Origin of the sequence: Paenibacillus pasadenensis (genome assembly GCF_023715725.1) — a bacterium.
Classification (GTDB): domain Bacteria; phylum Bacillota; class Bacilli; order Paenibacillales; family Paenibacillaceae; genus Paenibacillus_O; species Paenibacillus_O pasadenensis_A.
On sequence record NZ_JAMBOT010000065.1, the window covers coordinates 1 to 413 of the forward strand.

1 pseudogene is annotated in these 413 nt (G+C 67.8%); it reads right to left on the bottom strand.

Features of this window, described 5'->3' with window-relative positions:
* Positions 1-403: pseudogene (trmB, locus tag M3223_RS23995) on the bottom strand (tRNA (guanosine(46)-N7)-methyltransferase TrmB); the annotation flags it as partial.
* Between the last annotated feature and the right edge of the window lie 10 nt (positions 404-413).

The following is a 413-nucleotide window of genomic DNA, read 5'->3' on the forward strand; positions in this document are numbered from 1 at the left end:
GCGGTGCGTAATCGGCGGCGGTGTTTTCGAGCGTCGGTTCCGCGCCGAGTACTTCAAGCATCTGCTCCGCGTAGTTCTGCCAGTCGGTCGCGCAGTGCAGGTACGCGCCGGGTTTCAGGCGCGATGCGAGATGCGCGACGAGCGGCGGCTGGATCAGCCGGCGCTAGTGGTGACGCGCCTTGTGCCACGGATCGGGGAAGAAGATGTGCACGCCGTCGAGGCTTGCCGGCGCGATCATGTGCTCGAGCACCTCGACCGCGTCGTGCTGGATGAGGCGGATGTTCGACAGATCCTGCTCGCCGATCAGCTTCAGCAGCGCGCCGACGCCCGGCTCGTGCACCTCGACGCCGAGGAAGTCGTCGCCCGGGCGGTGCGCGGCGATTTCCGCGGTCGACGCGCCCATTCCGAAACCG